At 75.8% G+C, this 21,919-nt stretch carries 14 protein-coding genes and 2 pseudogenes; 7 read left to right on the top strand and 9 right to left on the bottom strand.

Annotation, left to right across the window (positions count from 1 at the left end; genetic code table 11):
• Positions 1-70: 70 nt before the first annotated feature.
• The 3 genes and pseudogenes from VSR01_RS34400 to VSR01_RS34390 form a co-directional block, all read right to left on the bottom strand.
• Positions 71-1,270, bottom strand: coding sequence for an ROK family transcriptional regulator (locus VSR01_RS34400; protein WP_326452894.1), 1,200 nt, complete (start codon positions 1,268-1,270; stop codon positions 71-73).
• Between the two features lie 428 nt (positions 1,271-1,698).
• Positions 1,699-2,979 carry an alpha-L-fucosidase gene (locus tag VSR01_RS34395; protein WP_326452893.1) on the bottom strand — a complete coding sequence of 427 codons (1,281 nt, stop codon included), beginning with the start codon at positions 2,977-2,979 and terminating at the stop codon, positions 1,699-1,701.
• 353 nt (positions 2,980-3,332) lie between these two features.
• Positions 3,333-5,905, bottom strand: a pseudogene (locus tag VSR01_RS34390) (glycoside hydrolase family 3 C-terminal domain-containing protein).
• A gap of 1,803 nt (positions 5,906-7,708) precedes the next feature.
• Here VSR01_RS34390 and VSR01_RS38110 point away from each other — a divergent pair.
• From VSR01_RS38110 to VSR01_RS34380, 3 genes and pseudogenes are all read left to right on the top strand, one after another.
• Positions 7,709-8,188: pseudogene (locus VSR01_RS38110) on the top strand (discoidin domain-containing protein); the annotation flags it as partial.
• Between the two features lie 942 nt (positions 8,189-9,130).
• Positions 9,131-10,804, top strand: a complete 1,674-nt coding sequence (locus tag VSR01_RS38105) for a discoidin domain-containing protein (protein WP_442785737.1) — start codon at positions 9,131-9,133, stop codon at positions 10,802-10,804.
• 45 nt (positions 10,805-10,849) lie between these two features.
• Positions 10,850-11,893: a LacI family DNA-binding transcriptional regulator gene (locus tag VSR01_RS34380; protein ID WP_326452891.1), complete on the top strand. Its 1,044-nt coding sequence runs from the start codon at positions 10,850-10,852 to the stop codon at positions 11,891-11,893.
• Here the strand turns inward: VSR01_RS34380 and VSR01_RS34375 are convergent.
• From VSR01_RS34375 to VSR01_RS34360, 4 genes are all read right to left on the bottom strand, one after another.
• Positions 11,859-12,632: a 4'-phosphopantetheinyl transferase family protein gene (locus VSR01_RS34375; RefSeq protein ID WP_326452890.1), complete on the bottom strand. Its 774-nt coding sequence runs from the start codon at positions 12,630-12,632 to the stop codon at positions 11,859-11,861. The genes VSR01_RS34380 and VSR01_RS34375 overlap by 35 nt on opposite strands.
• Complete coding sequence (locus VSR01_RS34370) at positions 12,629-13,495, bottom strand: metallophosphoesterase family protein (RefSeq protein ID WP_326452889.1); 867 nt, start codon at positions 13,493-13,495, stop codon at positions 12,629-12,631. Before VSR01_RS34370 ends, VSR01_RS34375 begins: the two co-directional genes overlap by 4 nt.
• Positions 13,496-13,629: 134 nt before the next feature.
• The gene (locus VSR01_RS34365; protein WP_326452888.1) at positions 13,630-14,817 is read right to left on the bottom strand and encodes a thiolase family protein; all 1,188 of its coding nucleotides are present in this window, start codon (positions 14,815-14,817) and stop codon (positions 13,630-13,632) included.
• Between the two features lie 175 nt (positions 14,818-14,992).
• The gene (locus VSR01_RS34360) at positions 14,993-15,673 is read right to left on the bottom strand and encodes a MarR family winged helix-turn-helix transcriptional regulator (RefSeq protein ID WP_326452887.1); all 681 of its coding nucleotides are present in this window, start codon (positions 15,671-15,673) and stop codon (positions 14,993-14,995) included.
• Positions 15,674-15,850: 177 nt separating this feature from the next.
• On the opposite strand from VSR01_RS34360, the gene VSR01_RS34355 reads away from it, so the two are divergent.
• Positions 15,851-16,258 carry a VOC family protein gene (locus tag VSR01_RS34355; RefSeq protein ID WP_326452886.1) on the top strand — a complete coding sequence of 136 codons (408 nt, stop codon included), beginning with the start codon at positions 15,851-15,853 and terminating at the stop codon, positions 16,256-16,258.
• Positions 16,259-16,433: 175 nt separating this feature from the next.
• Here the strand turns inward: VSR01_RS34355 and VSR01_RS34350 are convergent, their stop codons facing one another.
• The gene (locus VSR01_RS34350) at positions 16,434-16,832 is read right to left on the bottom strand and encodes an RNA-binding S4 domain-containing protein (RefSeq protein WP_326452885.1); all 399 of its coding nucleotides are present in this window, start codon (positions 16,830-16,832) and stop codon (positions 16,434-16,436) included.
• 255 nt (positions 16,833-17,087) lie between these two features.
• Here VSR01_RS34350 and VSR01_RS34345 point away from each other — a divergent pair, with 255 nt between their 5' ends.
• Positions 17,088-18,011: a LysR family transcriptional regulator gene (locus VSR01_RS34345; RefSeq protein ID WP_326452884.1), complete on the top strand. Its 924-nt coding sequence runs from the start codon at positions 17,088-17,090 to the stop codon at positions 18,009-18,011.
• A gap of 205 nt (positions 18,012-18,216) precedes the next feature.
• Here VSR01_RS34345 and VSR01_RS34340 read toward each other — a convergent pair whose 3' ends face one another.
• Positions 18,217-19,467 (bottom strand): phosphodiester glycosidase family protein, encoded by a 1,251-nt coding sequence (locus VSR01_RS34340; RefSeq protein ID WP_326452883.1) that lies wholly within the window; start codon positions 19,465-19,467, stop codon positions 18,217-18,219.
• A 214-nt stretch (positions 19,468-19,681) separates the two neighbouring features.
• Between VSR01_RS34340 and VSR01_RS34335 the strand changes: the two genes are divergently transcribed.
• Complete coding sequence (locus VSR01_RS34335) at positions 19,682-20,911, top strand: phosphotransferase family protein (RefSeq protein ID WP_326452882.1); 1,230 nt, start codon at positions 19,682-19,684, stop codon at positions 20,909-20,911.
• A 56-nt stretch (positions 20,912-20,967) separates the two neighbouring features.
• Positions 20,968-21,861 (top strand): IS982 family transposase, encoded by an 894-nt coding sequence (locus tag VSR01_RS34330; RefSeq protein ID WP_326451486.1) that lies wholly within the window; start codon positions 20,968-20,970, stop codon positions 21,859-21,861.
• Positions 21,862-21,919: the final 58 nt, after the last annotated feature.

The raw sequence follows: 21,919 nt of genomic DNA, 5'->3' as shown, positions 1-21,919 counted from the left end.
GGCCCCGGCCTGGTGGGAACACCGGCCGGGCGCCGGGACCGGCGCCCGGCGGGCACGGGCCGACCGGGCGTCAGAGGCCGGTCCGGCCGCCGTGGGTGAGCACTTCGTGCACGGGGAGGGTGGCGGCGCCGAGGGCCACCGCGTCCGGGCCGAGCCGGCCCAGCTCCACCGCGGTCCCGCCGGCCAGGTGGTCCAGGGCGTGGCGGCGCATGGCGTCGCGGACCGCGGGCAGCGCCGCCGGGCCGAGCGCGGCGCCCAGCCAGCCGGACAGGACGATCCGGTCGGGGCCGAGCAGGTTGACCAGGTTGGCGATGCCGATGCCGAGGTACTCCGCGGTCCGGGCCACGGTGTCGGCGGCGGGCCCCGGCGCGGCGGCGTCGGCCAGCAGCGCGGCGATCCGGCGCTCGGGGTCGCCCGGTCCCAGGTTGCGGGCGCCGGGAAGCCGCCGGTAGTGGGCGAGGACCGCCTCGGCGCCGATGTACGCCTCCAGGCAGCCGCGCGAACCGCAGCGGCAGGGCGCGCCGCCGGCCTCGACCACGGTGTGGCCCCACTCGCTGACCGCGCTGGTCACCCCGCCGGACGAGCCGGTGGCGACCGCCGCGCCGACGCCGACCGCGAGCAGCGCGACCACGGCGCGCCGGGCCCCGCGCGCGGCGCCGCGCCACATCTCGGCCTGCCCGAGGGTGCGCGCGCAGTTGTCGAGCCGCAGGGGCGCGGCGAGGCGCGGGCGCAGCAGCGCGCCGAACGGCACGCCGGACCAACCGAACGTGGGCGCGTGCACCACGCCGTCGGGGAGCACCGCGCCCGGCACCCCGACGCCGACGCCGAGCAGCCCGCCGGGGTCGGCGCCCGCCTTCGCGGTGACCTCCTCGACGCCGGCGGTGACCAGGCCGGCCAGCACGGCGGGGTCCGGGGGGCCTGCCGCGATCGGGTACGTGGCGGTGGCCACCGTCTCCAGCGTCCAGTCGAACAGGCCCACTTGGACGTGCGTCTCGCCGATGTCGACGCCGGCCACCCGGGCGTGTTCGGGCCGCACCCGCAGCAGGGTGCGCGGGCGGCCGCCGTCGGAGTCCAGCAGCCCGGCCTCGGCGACCAGACCGTCGGCGACGAGGTCGGAGACGACGTTGCTGACGGTGGCGGAGCTGAGGCCGGTGGCGCGCTGCAGGTCGAACCGGCTGGCCGGGCCGTGCAGGTAGAGCCGGGTGAGCACGGCGGCGCGGTTGCGGCGGCGCAGGTCCCGGGTCGTGGTCCGGCCCATGTCGGGCGTCACCGGGGTCCCCCTCACGATGTCGGGCCCGCCGCCGGGCCGGGCCGCCGCGGCGTCGGGCTGCGGCCTGCGGCCGGAGGAGCCCGGCCGACGCGGGCCCCACGACGCCGTTCCCGGGCACGGCGCGCCCGGGACGTCACGCGGCACGACCACATGGTGCCAGAAGACGGGCGGCGGCCGAGTGCTCGGGGAGCGCTCTCTGGGCGCCGGCGAGGCGGGTCGACCGCGCAGACCTCCGATGCCTGGCGCCGGCGCCGTCCGGTGGGCGGCGGGCGCGGGTGCCGTGCGGCGGGTGCGCCGGGCGTCGTCCGCGGGCGGCGTGCGTGCGGGTGCCGGGAGTGGGCCGCGCGCGTGCCGGTGCCGGGCGTGGGCCGCGTGCCGGTGCCGGGCGTGGGCCGCGTGCCGGTGCCGGTGCCGGGCGCGGACGGCGGTCAGCCGCGGCCGGCGCCGCGGTAGAGGTCGAGCTCGCCGTCGAGTTCGACGGCCAGGACCGTGGCGTGCGGGTCGGTGTCGGCGGCCGCGGGGGCGTCGATCCACAGCACGCCGGGGACGTCGTGCAGGCCGCCGGTGACCCGGTGGCCGAGCTCGGCGCCGGTGCCGACCACGCTGACCCGGCGCACCCGGTTGCGCAGGCCCCGCACCGAGACGGTCTCGCGGGGTGCGTCGAAGCAGGTCAGGTAGAGGGTGCGGCGGTCGCCGGAGAGCGTGCTGGGGCCGTAGTGGTGGCCGGCGGGCAGTCCCGCGACGGTGCCGTGCACCGCCGCGGCGTGCCGGGAGATCCAGCCGCCGAGGCCCTCCAGCCGCTCGGTCTGCTCGGGGGTGATGCCGCCGTCCTCGCGCGGGCCGACGTCGAGCAGCAGGTTGCCGCCGGCGCCGATGGTCTCGGTGAAGTAGCGGACCAGCTGGCCGACGGACTTGTGGCGGTCGTCGTGGCCCTGGTAGCCCCAGGAGTCGTTGACGGTCAGGCACAGCTCCCACGGTCCGTCCGGCGGGGTGAGCGGGACGCCCTGCTCGGGGGTGGCGTAGTCGCCGCGGTGCAGCATGCGGGCGTTGAGCACGGTCCGCGGGTTGACGGCCAGGATCTCGTCGGCGAGTTCGTCGATGCCCCACTGCTCGGGAGAGCGCTCCCACTCGCCGTCGAACCAGAGCAGGTCGGGGCGGTACCGGGTGGTCAGCTCGCGCACCTGGGCGTTGCGGTAGGCGAGGTAGCGGCGCCAGGCCGCCGGGTCCTCGGCGCCGGGTTCGGGGCTGCTGAGGCGGTTGTCGTTGACGGGGACCTGGAGGGGGTCGGGGTCGGGGTGGCGGACGGTCGGGTAGTCGGGGTGCGACCAGTCGGAGTGCGAGTAGTACAGGCCGACCCGCAGCCCGCGCTCGCGCAGGGCGTCGGCGTACCCGGCGACCAGGTCGCGGCCGGCCGGGGTGTCGCGGGCGACCGACAGGCCGTGCGGCGCGCCGGTGTCCCACAGCGCGACCCCGTCGTGGTGGCGGGCGGTCAGCACCGCGTACCGCGCGCCCGCGCGTACGAACAGGTCCGCCCAGGCCCGCGGATCGTACGCCGCGGCGGTGAATCCGCGCAGCTGCCGCATGTACTGCTCGCGGGTCATCTCGCCGCCGTAGAACGCCCAGGACTCGGCGACGCCGTCCACCGCGTAGATCCCGTAGTGCAGGAAGATCCCGAGCTTGGCGTCGGCGAACCAGGGTTGCATGGGCATGGGCCAGGTCCTCACAGGTGATTCATCGGAGGTGTCAGCGGATCACCCCCGACTCTAAGCGCGGCCGGTCGCAGACCCCGATCCGGGTGCGGCGTAGGCCTCCCGGAGGCTTTCCGCCGCTCTGACCGGAGAGCGCTCCACCGTGGGCGGCGGATCAGGGGGCGCCCGTGGAACGCGCGCGGAGCGGTGGCCGTCGAGTCGCGCGAAGGAGGCGGAGGAGCGGAAGCGGGGGCGCCTCCCGTGGGTCAGGACACGGGAGGCGCCCGGGCCGGCCGGGGCTGGAGGACGTCCGCACGTCCGCACGTCGGCCCGGCCGGGACGGGTGGGCGGCCGGGCGGACCCGGCCGCCGCGTTCATCGGATGAACGGCCGCGAGAGCGGTTGCCGTGCTGCCGAGGGGCCGGCGTGCAGGGTGTACGGCCCCGGTCGGCCGGTCCACCCGCGCTCCGCCGGGGACCAGCGCTCGAACGCGCGGGCGGCGACGGTCACCTCGGCGACCGCGCTGCCGCCGGGGCCGGCGGTGACGGCGGCGAACCCGGCCAGTCGCGGGCCGCCGTCGTCGTACCCGTCCGGGCCGGTGGTCAGGTACACCTGGACGACCTCGCGGCCCGGTCGGGCGCCGGTGTTGCGCACCCGTACCCGGACCAGGGCGCCGCCGCCTGCCGGGTCCGGCGCTACGTCGAGGTCCTCGTAGGCCCAGGTGGTGTAGCCGAGTCCGTGGCCGAACCAGTAGGCGGGCTCGGACCCCGCCCGCCGCCAGGCCCGGTGGCCGAGGTAGGGGCCCTCGGCGTAGTCGAGGACGCCGTCGACGGGAACGGTGGACGGCAGCGGCGCGCCCGTCGCGCTACCCGGCCAGGTGGTGGGGAGCCGGCCGCCGGGTTCGGCGTGCCCGAACAGCACGTCGGCCAGGCCGTGTCCGGCCTCCTGGCCGGGGAACCAGCTCACCAGCACCGCGGGAGCGCTCTCCCGCCAGGGCAGTTCCACCGGCCCGCCGGAGTTGACCACGACGACGGTCCGCGGGTTGGCGGCGGCGACCGCGGCGACCAGTTCGTCCTGGCGGCCGGGCAGCGCGAGCGCCGGGCGGTCGAAGCCCTCGCTCTCGATCTCGTCGGTGGTGCCGACCACCACGACCGCCGCGTCCGCGCCGCGCGCCGCCGCCACCGCGCGGGCGAGCAGCTCGTCCTCGTCCGGGCGCGGCGGGTCGGCGGCGAGCGCGACGGCGTGTCCGTGGCCGTCCTCCCAGCGGCGCACCGCGACCAGCAGCACCTCGTCGCCCGCCGCGACCTTGCGCGCGGCGGTGCGGAAGGAGGGCGCGACGTGCACGTACGTCGGGTCCGCCGACTCCGGCTCGACGAAGTCGTGCACGATCGTCTCGCCGTCCGCGCGCAGCGTCACGGTGTCGAGGCCGACCACCGAGAACCGCCACTCCCCCGCGGTGTCGGCGGTGACCAGCGCGCTGACCTCGACGGCCGCGGCGGCAGCGGCGGCGTGCGGGGCGTCGCCGGGTTCCAGCACCCGGCCGGAGAGCCGGTGTTCGGCGTGCACCTCGGAGCCGTCGGCGGCCAGGTAGCGGACCAGGACGCCGGGGCGCCGGTCGCGCGGGTTGCGGGCGTTGCCGGCGTGCACGGGCGTGGGCCGGTTGGTGAGCAGCACGCCGTCGGCGTGCACGACCTCGGCGCCGCTGCCGGAGAGCGCTTCCCGGATGCCGTCGAGCGGTGAGACGACCTCGGCGGGGAACACCGCGGCGCTGCCGCCGCCCTGGACGCGCGCGGCGGCGGCGTTGGGGCCGAGCACCGCGAGCCGCCACGGCCTCGCCTCCGGCGTGGCCGCCGGGCGCAGCGGCAGGACGCCGCCTTCGTTGCGCAGCAGGACGCAGCCGGCTGCCACGGCGCGCCGCAGCAGGCGGCGGGGATCGCTCTGGGCCGTGGGGGCGGGCGGCGCGGGCCGCGCGGCGTCGACCGGCAGTCGCGGAGACGCGGGCGGCGCGGGGTGGACGCTCGGCGCGGACTCGGCGGAGGGCGCGGGCTCGGTGGCCCCGGAGGAGAGCGCTATCCCGGCGGGTGTCGTCGGGCCGGCCGGCCGGGGACGTCCAGGGCGCCGACGCGCGCGGCCAGGAGCAGGAGCCGCCGCACCTTGTCGTCCACCGCGGCCTCCGGCACCCGGCCGGCGCGTACCGCCTCGATCAGCGGCTCCTGCCACAGCGGGTGGGGGCCGGGCATCGCGAGGTCCTGCCCGGCCAGCGCGGCGGCCTCGGTGGAGCGGACCGCGCCCCAGTCGGAGACCACCGCGCCGTCGAAGCCCCACGTGCCCTTCAACGGCTCCTCCAGCAGCGGGCTCTCGGACATCGTGACGCCGTTGACCCGGTTGTAGGCCGACATCACCGTCCACACCCCGGCGCGCACGGCGGCCTCGAACGGAGCAAGGTACACCTCGTGCAGCGTCCGCTGGTCGAGGCGTGCGTCGAGGGTGAGGCGCTCGGTCTCGGAGTCGTTGGCCACGTAGTGCTTGGCGGTGGCCGCGACGCCGCCGGACTGCACGCCGCGGATGTACGCGGCGCCGGTGCGGGCGGTGAGCAGCGGGTCCTCGGAGAAGCACTCGAAGTGGCGCCCGGCGCGGGGGCTGCGGTGCAGGTTGAGCGTGGGCGCGAGCAGTACGTCGACGCCCTTGCGGCGGGCCTCGGCGGCGAGCAACGCGCCCAGTTCCGCGACGAGTCGCTCGTCCCAACTGGCGGCCAGCGCGGTCGGCGACGGCAGCGCGAGCGAGGTGTCCCGCTCGTCCCAGCGCTCGCCGCGCACCCCGGCCGGCCCGTCCGAGAACACCACCGCCCGGAGCCCGATCGCCGGTTCCGCCGGCAACCGGAACGTCGCCGCTCCCGACAACAACCGCACCTTCGCCGCGAGGTCCAGCCGCGCGACCAGCGCGTCCATCTGCTCCCCGATGGCCCGACCGGCGCCCCCCGCACCCCCGGTACCCCCATCCGCCGCGCCGCCGCCGCCGGCGAACCCGTCAGACGCACCCGAGCGCGCGACACCCCCCGCGCCGGCACCCCCGGCATCCCCGGCGTGCACGGCGCTCCCCTGCCCGCTCGCATCGGGAGCGGCGCCGCCGACACGTGCGGCATCGACCGAAACGTCCGACGGACCCCGCATCTGACCGACGACAGCACCACTCCCGCCCCCGGCGTCCCCGACGCCCCCGGCAGAGGCGGCGCTCCCGCCCGCGCCCGCGTCCGACGCACTGCCCGCGGACACAGCCGCCTCCGCTGCCTCGGAACGGGCGGACCCCGCGAACGCGCCCGATTGCGCCCGCACCCGCCCCACACCGGCATCCCCGGCGTCCCCGACACCCCCGGCAGGGGCGGCGCTCCCAGCCGGAACCGCGTCCGACGCACTGCCCGCGGACACAGCCGCCTCCGCTGCCTCGGCGTCGGCGACGGCGTCGTCGATCCCAGCAGGCGCGTCCCTGCGCGCCCGCGCCCGCCCCGGGTCCGCGGCGCTCCCCGCGCCGGCGCGCCGGGCTGCCGCCGGCCCGGCCGTAGGCGAGGCGGCAGCCGGCGCGGCCGTGGCGCCCGGGACCGGGGCGCGGAACGGGGTGTCCCCCGCGCCCACGCCCGGGACCGCGCCGCCGGAGGCGGCGGGGGCGGCCGGGTTCGCCAGGACCGCCGGGCCGTCCTGCGCGGGGGCCCGCGAGGAGCCCGCGCGGGCGGCGTCGGGGGCGCGCTCCGGCGGGGGGTCCTGCGCCGGGCCCGCGGCGGGCGGGGTCGGCGGCTCGGAGTCGTCGGCGTCGTCGGCGGCCGCGACCGCGGCGGCGTCCGTCATGGGGGTCCCTTCGGGTACGGGAGCAGGGGCCGGGGAGGGCCCGCGCCGTCCCGTCCGCCCGGCGGGCGAACGGCACGGGGCCGCGGACACGCCCCGGGCACTGGGCGGTTGAGCAGCGGAACGGCGAAGCGGCGTCGGAGGGCTGAGGGCGGTCGCGGTGCGCCGCGACGTGCGCGACGGCCGCGCGCCCCGCGCGCACGGGGACACGGACGGCCCCCGCAGCGCGGCCTCGTGACGGCCCGCGCGGTCGCCCACGCAGCGACCGCGGGCCCGGTCGCCCCGCCGCGCGGCCTCCGCGACGCCGCGGGTGCCGCAGGCACGCCGACCCGACCGGGACCCGGCACGGACGTCCCGGCCGGGACCGCGTGCCGCGGACCGCCGCGGACCGAGGCGGACCGAGGCGGTCACGGCCGACGTCGTCGGCCCCGCGGGACCGGGACCAGGACGCGGCCGCGACCTGCCTCGCGCGGCAGCGGCCCCGTCGGCGGCCCGCGGCCCCACCCGCGGAGTCGTCGGCGGAGCGGACGGTTGCCGCCGCAGATCGACGGGAGAGCGCTCTCCGAACGCCTCACTTTCGGCCGTCGACCGACACGCTGTCAACCCCGCCACCCGTCACCCGGGACAGCACCCCCGCACGACCGTCGACGATCGCCGGCCGAGTCGTCACCGTTTCGTCCGCAAAGCCCGTCCGCGCGCCGCCGCTCGCGTCCGATCCCTTGACACCCCGGAAATCCAGCGGCAACCATCGGGGCCGACGGAGAGCGCTCTCCCACCACCCCGGAAGCCCCCGGACAGGACAACACGACCCTCACACCCCCACGACCCCCCGCGCGACTCCGTTCCGAGCCCCCACTCGCCCACTCCCCGACGCACACCCTCTTCTTCCCCCTTCCCCCCTCGCAGGAGACCGCGATGCAAGTCCTCCCCGGCCGTGCCCGTTCCCTCCCCCCGCCGCTGCGCGCCGTGCTGCTCGCGCTGCTCGCCGCCGGTCTGGCGGTGTACGCGCTGGCCGTGCCCGCCTCGCGCGCGCACGCCGCCGACAGCCTGCTGTCGCAGGGCAAGCCCGCGACCGCGTCCTCGTCCGAGGGCGCCGGCTACGCCGCCGCGTACGCGGTCGACGGCGATCCCGGCACGCGCTGGGCCAGCGCCTGGAGCGACCCGCAGTGGCTGCGGGTCGACCTCGGCGCCACCGACACCGTCACCTCCGTGGTCCTCACCTGGGAGGCGGCGTACGCGAAGTCGTTCACGATCCAGACGTCGAACGACGGCACGAACTGGACCGACGTCTACTCCACGACGTCCGGCACCGGCGGCACCCAGACGCTCGCCGTCAGCGGCTCCGGCCGCTACGTCCGCATGTACGGCACCGAGCGGCCCGGCGGGTACGGCTACTCCCTCTGGGAGTTCCAGGTCTACGGCACGCCCGGCACCGGGACCTCCGGCGGCACGACCAACGGCGGCACGACCAACGGCGGCACCACGAACGGCGGTTCGACCGGCGGCAGCTCCACCGGCGGTTCGACCGGTGGCTCGACGCCGCCCGGCAACTGGACCACGGTGTGGAGCGACGACTTCAACGGCTCGTCGGGCGCCCGCCCCAACACCGCCGACTGGCAGCTCGACACCGGCACGTCCTATCCCGGCGGCGCCGCCCAGTGGGGCACCGGCGAGGTGGAGACGGCCACCGACTCCCCGGCCAACGTGGGCCTCGACGGCTCCGGTCACCTCAACATCACCGCGCTGAAGTCGGGCACGTCCTGGACCTCCGCGCGGATCGAGACCAAGCGCAGCGACTTCGCCGCGCCGGCCGGCGGCCAGCTCCAGATCTCCGCCGTGCTCAAGCAGCCCGCGCCGGCGAAGGCGTTGGGCTACTGGCCGTCGTTCCGCGCGATGGGCGCGGCGTACAAGAGCGACACCACGACGTGGCCCGCCGTCGGCGAGAGCGACATCATGGAGGACGTCAACGGCCGCAACCAGCTCTCGGCGACGCTGCACTGCGGCACCGCGCCGAACGGCAACTGCCGTGAGTACAACGGGATGACGAGCGGACTGGCGACCTGCGCAGGCTGCCAGAGCGGCTACCACACGTACTCCGAGGTCGTGGACCGCACCACGTCCGACGAGCAGATCCGCTACTACCTCGACGGCAAGCAGATCTGGCAGGTCAGCGAGTCGCAGGTGGGGACCGCGACCTGGCGGGCCGCGGTGGACCACGGGGTGTACCTCGACTTCAGCCTGCGGATCGGCGGTTCGTACCCCAACGCGGTGTGCGGGTGCACCTCGCCGGCCGACGACACCTCCTCCGGGGGCGTGTTGAGCATCGACAGCGTCACCGTGGCGCAGAACACCGGGACCGCGCCGGCGCCGCTGAGCGACCCGCCGGTGCCCTCGGGCGCGAGCACCGTGCACGTGACCGGCTCGCAGGGCAACTGGCAGTTGACGGTGGACGGCAAGCCGTGGCAGGTCAAGGGCGTGACGTGGGGCCCGTCGACGGCCACCGCGGACGCGCACATGCGGGACCTGAAGTCGATGGGCGTGAACACCGTGCGCACCTGGGGCACCGACGCGAGCAGCAAGCCACTGCTGGACTCGGCCGCGGCGTACGGGCTGAAGGTGGTCAACGGGTTCTGGCTCAACCAGGGCGCGGACTACGTCAACGACACGACGTACAAGACGAACACGCTGAACGACATCAAGAACTGGGTGACCACGTACAAGAACCATCCGGGCGTGCTGATGTGGGACGTGGGCAACGAGGTGATCCTGACGACGCAGGACCACTACTCCGGCGACCAGATCGAGCAGGAGCGGATCGCGTACGCCAAGTACGTGGAGCAGGTGGTGCAGGCGATCCACGCGATCGACCCCAACCACCCGGTGACGTCCACCGACGCGTGGACGGGGGCGTGGCCGTACTACAAGCAGTACACGCCGTCGCTCGACCTGTACGCGGTGAACGCCTACGGCGCGGTGTGCAACGTCAAGCAGGACTGGGTGAACGGCGGTTACACCAAGCCGTACATCGTGACCGAGTCCGGTGAGCCGGGCGAGTGGGAGGTGCCCGCCGACGCCAACGGCGTCCCGACCGAGCCGAGCGAGACGCAGAAGCGGGACGGCTACACCAGCGCCTGGAACTGCATCGCCGGGCACACCGGGGTGGCGCTGGGCGCGACGATGTTCAACTACGGCGAGGAGAACGACTTCGGCGGGATCTGGTTCAACCTGACGCCGGAGGGCTGGCGGCAGCCGACGTACTACTCGGTGGCGCACGCCTACGGGGGCAGTGCGCAGTCCAACACCCCGCCGGTGATCGGGTCGATGACGCTGAGCAGCACCTCCTCGGTGCCGGCCGGCGGCACGTTCACGGTGACCGCGCCGGCCACCGACCCCGACGGCGACCTGGTGCGGTACACGCTGATGTACACCTCGAAGTACGTGGACGGCGGGACCGGGCTGCGGCAGGTGGACTTCACCCAGAGCGGCGACGGTGTCTTCACCGCGACCGCGCCGAAGACCCTCGGGGTGTGGAAGGTGTACGTGTACGCCTTCGACGGGCACGGCAACGTGGGCGTGGAGACGCGGTCGTTCCGGGTGGTGGCGCCGCCGGTGAGCGGGACGAACGTGGCGCTGGGCAGGCCGGCGACGGCCTCGTCGTACCAGGCGACGGGCAACGGGGCGCCGTACCCGCCGTCGAACACGGTGGACGGCAAGTGGGACACCCGCTGGGCCAGCGACTGGAGCGACCCGCAGTGGGTGCAGGTGGATCTGGGTCGCACGACGGCGGTCAAGCATGTGCAGCTGGGCTGGGAGTCGGCGTACGGCAAGGCGTACCAGGTGCAGGTCTCGGACGACGGGAACACGTGGTCCACGCTGTACTCGACGACCTCGGGCACCGGGGGCGTGGACACCCTGGACGTCAACGGCTCGGGCCGCTACGTGCGCGTCACCATGACGCAGCGGGGTACCACGTACGGGTACTCCCTGTACGAGTTGGGGGTGTATGCGTAGCGAACGGGCCCGGGAGAGCGCTCTCCTGCGTGGTATAACTGCCGTATGACCAGCAGCCGGCCACGCCTGCCGACCTTGGAAGACGTCGCGCGCAGCGCGGGTGTGTCGCGCGCGACCGTCTCCCGGGTCGTGAACGGCACCCGGAACGTGGACCCGGAGATCCAGCGGGTCGTCCAGGAGGCCGTGCAGGCGACGGGGTACGTGCCGAACCGCGCGGCGCGTTCCCTGGTCACCCGGCGCACCGATGCGGTGGCGCTGGTGTTCTCGGTGCCGGACCACCACACGGCCGACGATCCGTTCATGGGGCGGGTGTTCAGCGACCCGTTCTTCGGGCGGATCGTCGGCGGTCTGCTGACGGTGCTGCGGCCGCGCGGGGTTCATCCGGTGCTGATGCTCGCGGACTCCGAGGAGGCACGGCGCTCGATGGTGGCGGGGCTGCGGCAGGAGCACATCGACGGCGTGGTGCTGGTGTCGATAGCGCCGGGCGACTCGCTGCCGTTCCTGCTCACCGAGGCGGGCGTGCCGACGGTGGTGTTCGCGCGGCCGACCACGCCGCTGCCGATCAGCTTCGTGGACATCGCGCAGCAGGCCGGGGCGCGGCTGGCGGCGGACCGGCTGGTGGAGCGGGGGTGCCGGCGGATCGCGACGATCGCGGGGCCGTACGACTCGGCGGCCGGCCGGGACCGGCTGACCGGGTTCCGCGACGCGATGGCCGAGCACGGTCAGCCGTACGTGCCCAGCGTCGAGGGCGGGTTCACCCAGGAGGGCGGCGAGCGGGCGATGCGTCAGCTGCTCGACCAGCATCCGGAGACCGACGGGGTGTTCGTCGCCAGCGACCTGATGGCGCAGGGGGCGCTGCTGGTGCTGCGGGACCTGGGCAAGCGGGTGCCGCAGGACGTGGCGGTGGTCGGTTTCGACGACAGCAGCGCGGCGATGGCGTCGCGGCCGCTGCTGACCACGGTCCGCCAGCCGGTGGAGGACATGGCGGCGGAGATGGCCCGGCTGCTGATGGCGCAGGTCGACGACCCGGCTCAGCCGACGCGTTCGGTGATCTTCAAGACGACGCTGGTGGTGCGGGAGTCGGCGTAGCGCCGGTGGCGGGCACGGCGATCGCGGTGGCCAGCAGTCCGTCGCGGACGATCCAGCGGCCGGTGAAGACGTCGGGTCCGATGCCGTCGGCGAGCAGCGGCCCGGGGATCAGCAGCCGTGCGGTGTACGTGCCGCGCTGGGTCCCCGCGCGCGGCCCGTCGGCGGTGTCGGTGTCGGGGAACTCGCTGTCGGGGAACTCGTCGTGGGTGAAGGTGAGTTCGGCCTCGGTGAAGCCGAGCATGCGGCGGTGGTAGGGGTACCACGCCTTGTAGACGGTCTCCTTGGCGCTGAACAGCAGCCGGTCCCAGTGCACGTGCGGGGCGCGGGCGGTGAGGGCGTCGAGCGCGGCGCGTTCGGGGCCGGTGGCGAGGATGACGTCGAGGACGCCGCCGGGCAGCGGGGCGTGGGGTTCGGCGTCGATGCCGAGGGCGAGGACGTCGGTGTGGCGGGCGACCGCGGCGGCGCGGTAGCCGTCGCAGTGGGTGATGCTGCCGACGACGCCGTCGGGCCAGCGGGGCGCGCCGCGTTCGGCGTCGCGCAGGACGGGGCCCGGGGGGCGGCCGGTGAGGTCGTGCAGCGCGCCGCGGGCGCAGGCGCGGCCCGCGGCGTACTCGGCGCGGCGCTTGGGGACGGCCCGGGCGACGGCCGGGGCCTCCTCGGGGTGCAGGGGCGCGGTGTCGAGTTCGGCGCCGTAGGCGGCGCGGGTGCGCACCGAGGGCGGCACCAGGTGCTCGATCACCGGCGGGCGCCGAGGCGGCCGGGCAGGATCAGCCGGGGTCCCTGCGGGCCGATGGCGCGGGCGCCCCACTCGCGGGGGTAGCCGAGCGAGGCCTCGGTGAAGCGGATGCCGTCGCGCCAGATGACCCGGGGGATGTGCAGGTGGCCGTAGACGACCTCGGTGGCGCGGTAGCGCACGTGCCAGTCCTCGGTCAGCTCCGTGCCGCACCACAGGGCGAAGGAGGGGTAGCGCAGCACCTCGGTGGGTTCGCGGTGCAGCGGCCAGTGGTTGGCGAGCACGGTGGGCAGCGCGGGGTCGAGGGCGTCCAGCCGGGCGGCGGTCGCGGCGACCCTGGCGCGGCACCAGTCGTCGATGCCGGGCAGCGGGTCGGGGTGCAGCAGGTGCTCGTCGGTGCAGACCACGCCCAGTTCGCGGGAGTGGGCCAGGGCCTGTTCCTTGTCGGCGGCGCCCGGGGTGCCGTCGCGCCAGGTGTAGTCGTAGAGCAGGAACAAGGGGCAGACGGCGACCGGTCCCTCGGGGCCCTCCCAGAGGGGGTAGGGGTCTTCGGGGGTGATCACGCCGAGGCCGCGCAGCTCCCGCACCAGGGCGTCGTAGCGGGCCTGGCCGCGCAGGTCGGGGTCGCCCGGCGGGGTCCACAGCTCGTGGTTTCCGGGCAGCCACAGGACCTCGGCGAAGTGGCGTTTGAGCTGGGTCAGCGCCCACACGATGTCGGTGAAGCGCTCTCCGACATCGCCCGCCACGATCAGCCAGTCGCCGTCGTGCCCGGGCCGCATCCGTTCGACGATGGCGCGGTTGTCGTCGTAGCCGACGTGCAGGTCGCTGATCGCGAGCAGCCGCGCGCCGGGCGGCGCGGGGGCGGTCATCGCGGGTCCCGGCGGGTGGCGTGGCGGATCTCGGGATGCGGCACAACGGAATACTCGCACCGCGCCACGGCGGCGGCCAACCCTTGATATTGCCCTCGGGGGCGCGGCCGGCCGCTCGCGGTGCCGGCCGGGGGTCAGTCGCGGTCGACCAGGACCGCGGCGCCCTGGCCGACGCCCACGCACATCGTGGCCAGGCCCCGGCGGGCGCCGGTGCGGCGCATCCGGTGCAGCAGCGTGGTCAGGATGCGGGCGCCGGAGCAGCCGAGCGGGTGACCGAGGGCGATGGCGCCGCCGGTGGGGTTGACCAGGTCGGGGTCGATGCCGAGTTCACGGACGCAGGCCAGGGCCTGGGCGGCGAACGCCTCGTTGACCTCGGCCTCCTGCACCGAGTCCACCTGCCGGCCGAGGCGGGCGAGGACCTTGCGGGTGGCGGGCACCGGGCCGATCCCCATGACGTCGGGGTGGACGCCGACGCTGGCGCCGGCGGCGTAGCGGCCCAGGGACTCCAGGCCGAGGTCGTGCAGCGCCTCCTCGCTGACCAGCAGCAGGGCCGCGGCGCCGTCGTTCATGGGCGAGGCGTTGCCGGCGGTGACGGTGCCGTTGTCGCGGAAGACCGGTTGGAGGGAGGCGAGGCGCTCGGCGGTGGTGTCCTCCCTGACGCACTCGTCGACGGTGACGACGACGCCGTCCGGCCGGGTCACCGGGAGGATCTCGGCGTCGAACAGTCCGTCCTTGCGGGCCGCGGCGGCGTTGCGGTGGGAGCGCAGCGCGAAGGCGTCCTGGTCGGCGCGCGAGACCCGGTGGCGGTCGGCGACCTCCTCGGCGGTCTCGCCCATGGAGAGCACGCCGTGCAGTTCCGGCATCCGCGGATGGGTCAGCCGCCAGCCGAGGCGGGTGTCGTGGGTCTGCAGGGCGCGTGGGAGCGCCTCGTCGGGGCGGGCCAGGACGAAGGGGGCCCGGCTCATGGACTCCGAGCCGCCCGCCACGGCGACGTCGGCCTCGCCGGAGGCGATCATCCGGGCGGCGGAGGTGACGGCCTCCATGCCGGAGGCGCACAGCCGGTTGACGGTCGCGCCGGGAACGCTGTCGGGCAGTCCGGCCAGCAGCACCGCCATCCGCGCGACGTTGCGGTTGTCCTCGCCCGCCTGGTTGGCCGCGCCCCAGTAGACGTCGTCGATGCGGGCCGGGTCCAGGGACGGCACGTCGGCGAGCAGGCCGCGCAGCACGGTGGCGGCGAGGTCGTCGGGCCGGACCGTGGAGAGCGCTCCACGGAGCTTGCCGATGGGGGTGCGGCGGGCCGCGGCGAAGTGGACTGGGCGCATGGCTGGCTCCTGGTCGGGCGGGCGTGCGGCGGGTCGGACGCGGGTGCGCCGGCGCGTGGTGTGCGGCGGGCGCGCGGTGGCCGCGCGCGGCGGGTCGCGCCGGGCGGCCTCCGGGTCCCGGCCGGACGCGCGGCGCGGTCGGTCGGGACCCGACTGGGAAACTAGCACCGCAAGTTTATGGCGGCGAGGGGCGGGCGCGCGGCGAGCGGCTGGGAGAGCGCTCACCAGGGTGTGGAGACGTGCCGGCGCGCCGATCACCGCGCTCGCCGGAGGACGCGCCACCGCGCCGCGAGGCGTCCGCGGGGCCGGCCACGGCGGCGGCGGGGTCGGCCGAAGAGGCCGCGGGACCGGCCGGGGGGTCTGCCGGGCCGGCCGAGGCGATGACGGGACCCGCCGGGGCGGCGGCTGCCGCGATGCCCGTGTGGACCCGTTCCAACAGCGCGTGCAGCTGGGCGCGTTCGCCCGCGTCCAGCGGCGCCAGGAGTCGGTCCTGCACGGCCGCGATGCGGTCCCGGCGGGCGGCCAGGGCGGCGCGGCCGTCCGCGGTGAGGGTGACGGTGACGCGGCGGCGGTCGCCCGCGTCGCGGGTCCGCTCCGCCCAGCCGCACGCGGTGAGGTCGTCCACGATCTTCACCATGTCGCTGCGGTCGATCGACAGTCGCGCCGACAGGTCGCGCTGGACGTGCGGGCCGAAGTCGGCGAGGGCGGCGAGCACCGCGACGTGCCACAGCCGCAGCCCCTCCGCGCCGAGGTCCGCCGCGACGGCGCCGCGGGCCGCCTTCCCGGTCCGCGACAGCAGGTACGCGGTCAGCCCGGTCAGCGTCGGCGGCGGCGCCGCCCTCGTCGCGTCGTCCATGGACAACATTGTAGGGTCGGACCGATGATGGGTGCGCACCCATCAATGCACGCACCCGCCGAGCACGGGCCCACCGCTGCCGCCGCGCGCACGGCCGCCCCGCGAGTCACGGCCCCGGCTGCCCCGCCCGCCACCGCAACTGCCACCGCCACCGCCACCGCCACCGAAGGGATCTCCGTGGACGCGCTCCACCCCCGCCTGCTCACCGCCGACTTCGCGGCAGCCTTCCGCTTCTACGACGCGGTGCTGCCGCCCCTGATCGGCGCGGTCCGCTCCTCCGGGGACGCCGCCGGGCCGTACGCGAGCTGGGACGTGGGCGACCAGGGCGCGGTGATGCTGCTCGATCGCGCGGCGATGGCCGCGGTCGCCGGGACACGGGCGCTGCCCGCGCAGGCGCCGCCGGCCCAGGACACGGCGATGCTCGTCAGCCGGGTGACGGACGTCGCCGAGGCGTACGAGCTGTGCCTGCGGCACGGCGCCGCGCCCGTCGCTCCCCCGGCGGCCCGGCCGGAGTGGGGCCCGACGCTGCGGACCGCCCACGTCCGCGACCCCGAGGGCCGCCTGCTGGAGTTCCAGTCGTACTGACCCGGACCGCGGGGCCCGGACGCCCGGACGCCCGTCGCGCCCGCCCCGCCGGACCGGACCCGTACCGGACAGCCGTACCGGACAGCCGGACCGGACCCGCACCACCCCGCCGGACCGGACCCGCACCGCACGGTCGGAGGGGCCTGGCCGGCTCCACCGCGTCTTCGGTGGATCGTCAGCGCATACGGCCCTGGAGGCGCTCCATCGCCCGGCGGTCGCGCTTGGTGGGGCGGCCGGCGCCCCGGTCGCGCACGCCCATCGCGAGCGCGTCGGTGCGCGGCGGCGGGGGCGGGCTGTTGTCGACGTAGCACTCGACGGCGACGGGCGCGCCGACCCGCTTGGCGATCAGCCGGCGCACGACCACGACGCGTTCGCGCCCGGCGTGGAAGAGGCGCACCTCGTCGCCGGGCTTGACCTGCTGGGCGGCCTTCACCCGCTCGCCGTTGACGCGTACGTGGCCCGCGCGGCAGGCGGACGCGGCGAGCGAGCGGGACTTGGTGAGGCGGACGCACCAGATCCAGGTGTCCACGCGGACGGGGGCCGCCGGCTCGGCGGCGGGCTGGGGATCGGCCATCTTCCGAGCGTATGACGTCACGGCCGCCGCGCGGAAACCGGTGACGCAGGTGCGCGCGCGGGCCGCGTCGGGCCGGCGTGGGCGCGCAGGGTTACGGACGGCGGGCGGTCGGTGGGCGCGCGGGGTTACGGACGGCGGGCGGGCCAATTGGCGTTGGCAGGCTGATCGTTACGTGGGATTTAATGGTCGGACCACTCGCACCCGCGTCCAGGGCGACCGCCCGGGACCGCCCTCGGCTCATGGACGGAGGCCGGCATGGAGCGACACGAGATCGAGGCGTTCCTGACGCTGGCCGAGGAGCTGCACGTCGGCCGGACCGCGCTGCGGCTGCGGGTGACGACGGCGCACGTCAGCCAGGTGATCGGGAAGCTGGAGCGCCGGGTCGGCGCGCCGCTGTTCGAGCGCAGCAGCCAGGGCGTGCGGCTCACGCCGATCGGGCGGCGGCTGCACGAGGACGTGCGGCCGGCGTTCGAGCGGCTGGAGGCGGCGCTGGCGACGGCGGTCGCGGCGGGGCGCGGGGTGACCGGGACGCTGCGCGTCGGCTTCGTCGGACCGGCCGAGGGGCCGGTGCTCGCGGGCGCCACCGAGGCGTTCCGGCTGCGCCACCCAGGCTGCGAGGTGAGCGTGCGCGAGGTGCGGATGGGCGAGGCCCTGGAGCGGCTGCGCGCGGACGCGCTGGACGTGCTGATCGCGTGCCTGCCGGTGGCCGGGCCCGACCTGGCGAACGGATCGGTGGTGCTGTCGGAGCCGCGCGTGCTCGCGGTGCCCGCGCGGCACGCGCTCGCGCGGCGCGCCTCGGTGTCCGTGGAGGACCTGGCGCACGCCGAGGTGCTGCAGGCGCCGTGCTCGCTGCCGGACCACTGGCGCGAGCCCGGGTCGCCCCGGGTGACGCCGGGCGGCCGGGCGATCGCCGAGGGCCGGTCCGCGGCGACCTTCGGCGAGGTGCTGGCGCTGGTCGGCGCGGGGCACGGTGTGTTCCCGGTCGGTGCGCACGCGACGCGCGCCCATGTGCGGCCCGACGTGGCGTTCGTGCCGTTCCACGACACGCCGCCGCTGGACTGGGGTCCGGTGTGGCGCGCCTCGCGCGCGAACGCGAGGATCCGCGCGTTCGCGGAGGCCGCGGCCCCGGGAGGGCGGCGCACCGGCGCGGCGGCGACGGCGTCGGCCCCGCGCCTGTAGACCGGCGCGCCACGGCCGGGCGTCCCGGACACGCCGGGCGCGGGCTCGCCCCCGCGCCGCGCCCGCGGCGGTCCAGGGGCGAGGCCGTCGCCCGCACGGCCGCCCTCGCCGCCTGAGCCGCCGCGCACCCACCGCGCCCGGCGCACCACCGCACCCACCGCACCGCCGCACCCGGCGCACCCGCCGCTCAGCGCGCGTACACCGCTCAGCGCGCGTACACCGCCACGAAGTCCCGGGTCGCGGTGACGTAGTAGCGGTCCGGGGGGTCCTCGAAGTCGAGGATGTTGGTGGGTTTGGGGTTCGAGGGGTCGCGGCTCGCGTCGTAGGACATGAAGGAGGGCCAGGCGCGGTTCATGTCCAGCGGCATGGCGCGTACCGCGCCCGCGCGCTGCATCAGCTCGGCCAGGGTGCGGGCGGACAGCGCCTGGCCGACGACCATGATGACGTCGCCCTGGGCGGTGACGCCGACGCCGGAGCGCTGGACGAACATGCGGCTCTGGTCGCTGACCCCCCACTTGGAGTCGTCGTCGATGTCGGGGACGACCCGGCCGCCGTCGACCATCAGCTCCAGGCACTGGCGGACGCCGACCACGTCCGGGGTCATGGACACGTCGCGGCCCCACTGGCCGATCCTGATCGAGCCGTCGCGGTAGAAGACCTCGGACGCGGCGCCGTCGCGCAGTTCGCCGGACGTCTTGCCGTCGAGGTAGAAGCCGCCGCGCGAGCCGCCGTCGGTGACGCGGAAGCCGCCGTTCCAGGTGGCGACGAGGCCGGTGCGCTGCCCCTCGGGGATGGTCGGGGGCACGTCGAAGTCACCGCCGGGCTCCCGCGCGCCGGGGTGCAGCTGGAAGCGGGCGTACTTCCCGCTGATCCACGCGACGGCGGCCTCGTACGAGGTGTGCTCGGCGTCGGGGCGCACATAGGTGCCCTGGACGATGGGCTGGTCGTGCGCGGTGGCCAGCGTGCGGTAGACGCCCTCGCCCGGGAGCGCCGGGCTGACCAGCGGCTTCATGGGGGCGCGCAGCGGTACGAGGGGCGCGGCGGCGACGTGCGCGGGCGAGGGGGTGGCGGGCGCGGTGTCGTTCATCCGGGCCAGCGCGTCGGCGGACAGGCTGCCGCCGACCCTGGGCGGGTTCATCTCGTACTGCCAGTTCTCCAACTGGTCGACGACGAAACCCAGCTCGTGGTCGCGCGCCCACTCGGCGAGGCGGGCCTGGGTGCTGTCCTTGCCCGGATAGGTGAGCGCCTTGCCGACGGACCAGCCCAGGGCGCCCGCGCAGACCACGCACACGCCGAGGACGCCGCGGGTGGTGAGCTTGCGGCGGCGCAGCTGGGCGGTGGTCAGGTCGCGGCGGTGCTTCCAGGGGAGCAGGCGTCTGCGCCGCCGGGAAGCGCCGGGGGCGCCCTCGGCCTCGGGATCGTCCTGCTCCACCTCGGAGATCTGGCCGTGGGCCATGGCGCTCCTTCCTCCACCTGAGCGGCATTAGTCGTATTACCTACCTCATGTCCGCTTCCTCGGCCGTCCCCTCCCCCGGGCGCGAAAATGCACCCGGCCGCCGTACGCCCACGGCCCGCGCCCGACGTAGGGTGGCGCTCGCCCGCGGGCCGCCGCGACGGCCGCGCGCGGGCACGGGGACGGAGCGCGGCGGGCACGGGAGGGGCGGGGGCGCATGGGCGCGGACACGCGGACCGAGGAGAACGACCCGGCGGGCGAGAACGACCGGGCAGGCGTGGACGGGCAGGCGGGCGAGAACGGGCAGGCGGACGAGGACGAGCCGGCGGACGAGCCGGCGGACGGGCAGGCGGGCGATCCGCGGATCGGCGCGGCGATCGCCCGGCTGACCGCCTCCGGCGTCCTCGGCGGCGCGGCCGGCGACCGCGTCGCCCGCGTCACCGCGCTCTCCGGCGGCACCTACAACACCCTTGCCGCCGTCGAACTCACCGGCGGCGAGCGCCTGGTGCTCAAAATCCCGCCGCCGCTCGGCGCGCCCGGCCTGCGTTACGAGCGGGGCCTGCTGCACGGCGAGGCGTTGTTCTACGCCGCGGCGGCCACGGTCGGCGTGCCCGCCCCGCGGGTGCTGCACACGCGGGGCGACCTCGCGCCGGGCGCCGAAGCGGACGCCGACGTGGACGCACCCGCGGATCTCGCCATGAACACCGCCGCGGACACCACCACGAACACCGCCACGAACACCGCCGCGGACGACGTCCCCTTCGCGCTGATGACCCATCTGCCGGGCGTCACTTGGTGGTCCGCGGCCGACGGCATGGAGGAACGGGAGCGGGACCGCCTGCGGGAGTCGCTGGGGCGGATGGTGGCGCGGCTGCACGGCGTCGCGGGCCCGGGCGTCGGCTATCCGTCGCGGAGCACCGGTGCGCCTGGCCGCTGGGCCGAGGCGTTCGCCGCGATGACCGGGGCGGTGCTCGACGACGCGGAGCGGTACGGCGCGTGGCTGCCGCGGCCGGCCGCGCGGGTCCGCGCGGCGCTGGCGGCCGCAACGCCGCTGCTGGCGGAGGTGACCACGCCGGCGCTGGTGCACTTCGACCTGTGGCCGGGCAATGTCCTGGTGGACGGCCCGGCCGGGCGGCGGGAGATCAGCGGCCTGATCGACGGCGAGCGGATGTTCTGGGGCGATCCGCTGGCCGACTTCGCGTCGCTGTCGCTGTTCGCCGCCGACGCCGAGCGCGATCCGGCGTTCCTGGCCGGTTACGGTGCCGGCGGCGGGCGGACCGTGTTCGACGCGGGGGCGCTGCGCCGGATAGCGCTCTACCGGTGCTATCTGTACCTGATCATGCTGGTCGAGGTGGTGCCGCGGGAGTACGGCGCGGAACACACCGCGTGGGTGCGCACGTTCGCCGGGCCGCGGCTGGAGGAGGCCCTCGGCGCGGCGGCGGGCTAGATGAGTAAGTCCGAAGTCTTCAGGGTGCAAAGGCGCGAGGGCCTCGTTGTTTGTGTGTGACGACAAACCTCAAGGCCCTCGCGACAGCACTCTACGTGAAGATCGATGACTGTCTGGCAGGATCGCGGCGCTCAGGACGCCCGCCCCGACTGTCGGACGCCGAACTGCTGACGCTGGCGGTCATGCAGGCACTGCTCGGCTTCGTCTCCGAGGCCAGATGGCTGCGCTACACCCGCACCCACCTGTCGGCCGAGTTCCCCTACCTGCCCGGCCAGTCCGGCTACAACAAACGCCTACGCGCCGCGAACACCCTGATCAGCCGCTTCATCCGCACACTGGCCCGCGACAGCGACCTGTGGCACGACGACGTGTGGGTCGTGGACTCCACACCGGTGGAATGCGCCCGCTCCCGCCCGACGGCCAAACGCTCCGACCTGGCCGGATGGGCCGGCTACGGCTACTGCCCCTCGCACTCACGGTTCTTCTGGGGCCTGCGTCTGCACCTGATGTGCACCCCCGGCGGACTGCCCATCGCCTGGGCTCTGGCCAACCCCAAGGTCGACGAACGCGAAATCCTGGCCGACATGCTCACCCGCGACCCCGACCTGCCGGCCACCCACCCCGGGCAGACCATCATCGGCGACAAGGGCTACGTCTCCCACCAGCTCGACGCCCACCTGGCGCAGCTGGGCCCGACCCTGATCAGACCCAGCTACCGCAACCGCAAACCCCGCCCCGACGAGCACCTGCTCAAGCCGATCCGGCAGCTCATCGAGTCCGTCAACGACACCCTCAAAGGCCAACTCGACCTCGAACGCCACGGCGCCAGAACACCAGAAGGAGTCCTGGCCCGCATCGGCCAACGCATCCTCGCCCTGACCACCGCCATCTGGCACAACCGCAACACCGGAAGCCCCATCACCAGATCACTGATCGCCTACGACCACTAACCCCCAGACTTCGGACTTACTCATCTAGGTCCCGCGCGCCCCGCCGCGCGCGTACCGT

Source organism: Actinacidiphila sp. DG2A-62, assembly GCF_035825295.1.
Classification (GTDB): domain Bacteria; phylum Actinomycetota; class Actinomycetes; order Streptomycetales; family Streptomycetaceae; genus Actinacidiphila.
The sequence above is the reverse complement of the archived record's forward strand: the minus strand, read 5'-3'. Positions and strand labels throughout refer to the sequence as shown.